A 1,359-nucleotide genomic window follows, 5' to 3' on the forward strand; every position below is an offset into this window, starting at 1 on the left:
GAAAGCGGTGTGTCAGTCAAAGTTGTTTTAACTGATCCACCGCTTTCGCGAGCAAGCCCGCTCCCACATTTTTTTACCGTGTTGTGTCAGGCAAATTGCGCGGCGGCGTAGCCTGAGGCCCAGGCCCACTGGAAGTTGAAGCCGCCCAGGTGACCGGTCACATCCAGCACTTCACCGATAAAGTACAGGCCGGGGCTTTTCAGGGATTCCATGGTCTTGGACGACACTTCCCGCGTATCCACCCCACCCAGCGTCACTTCAGCCGTGCGATAACCTTCGGTGCCCGCCGGCACCAACTGCCAGCTGCCGAGTTTCTGCGCGATGTCGGCAATTTCCGCATGGGTGTACTGCTTCATCGGCTTGGACACAAACCAGGTGTCCGCCAGCAGGTTGGCCATCTTCTTGGTGAAGATCTCCCCCAGCAGGGTTTTCAGCTCGCTGTTCGGGCGCTCGGCCTGTTGCTGTTGCAGCCAGTCGTGGGCGTCGTGGTCGGGCAGCAGGTTGATCTCCACCGTGTCGCCGGATTCCCAGTACGAAGAAATCTGCAAGATCGCCGGCCCGCTCAAACCCCGGTGGGTAAACAGGATGTTCTCGCGAAAGCTCTGGTCGTTGCAGCTCACCAGGCAATCCACCGAGGTGCCGCTCAACTCGCCACACAAGTCCTTGAGCTGGTCGGTAATGGTGAACGGCACAAGACCGGCGCGGGTTGGCAGCAGTTCGTGGCCGAATTGCTTGGCCACTTGATAACCAAAACCGGTGGCGCCCAGTGTCGGAATCGACAGGCCGCCGGTGGCGATTACCAGGGATTCGCAGCGCAGTTCACCCAGGGTGGTCTGCAACTGGTAGCCGCCTTCGACTTTGGCGATCTCTTGGATCGAAGTATCCAGGTGCATGCTCACGCCGGTCTGGATGCACTCATCGAGCAGCATGCCGAGGATGTCGCTGGATTTGTTATCGCAGAACAGCTGGCCGAGTTTCTTCTCGTGGTACGGCACGCCGTGCTTGGCCACCAGCCCGATGAAATCCCATTGGGTGTAGCGGGCGAGGGCGGATTTGCAGAAGTGCGCGTTGTGCGAGAGGAAGTTGGCAGGCTCCGTGTACAGGTTGGTGAAATTGCAGCGGCCACCGCCGGACATCAGGATCTTCTTGCCGGCCTTGTTCGCGTGGTCGATCAACATCACCTTGCGCCCACGCCCGGCGGCGGTCAGTGCGCACATCAAGCCTGCGGCGCCGGCGCCAATGATCACAACTTCGGTCGAGCGCAAAACGGTGTCCTCATCAAAAACTGATTTGAAATGCAATCAAATGTGGGAGCGGGCTTGCTCGCGAATGCGGTGTGTCAGTCAACAGATTCATTGG

1 protein-coding gene is annotated in these 1,359 nt (G+C 59.0%); it reads right to left on the bottom strand.

The window, feature by feature from the left end; all coding sequences use genetic code 11:
* Positions 1–86: 86 nt before the first annotated feature.
* The gene (locus tag NUV89_RS29660; RefSeq protein WP_257784116.1) at positions 87–1,265 is read right to left on the bottom strand and encodes an NAD(P)/FAD-dependent oxidoreductase; all 1,179 of its coding nucleotides are present in this window, start codon (positions 1,263–1,265) and stop codon (positions 87–89) included.
* Between the last annotated feature and the right edge of the window lie 94 nt (positions 1,266–1,359).

It is taken from the genome of Pseudomonas sp. 18.1.10 (assembly GCF_024655625.1).
Lineage (GTDB): Bacteria > Pseudomonadota > Gammaproteobacteria > Pseudomonadales > Pseudomonadaceae > Aquipseudomonas.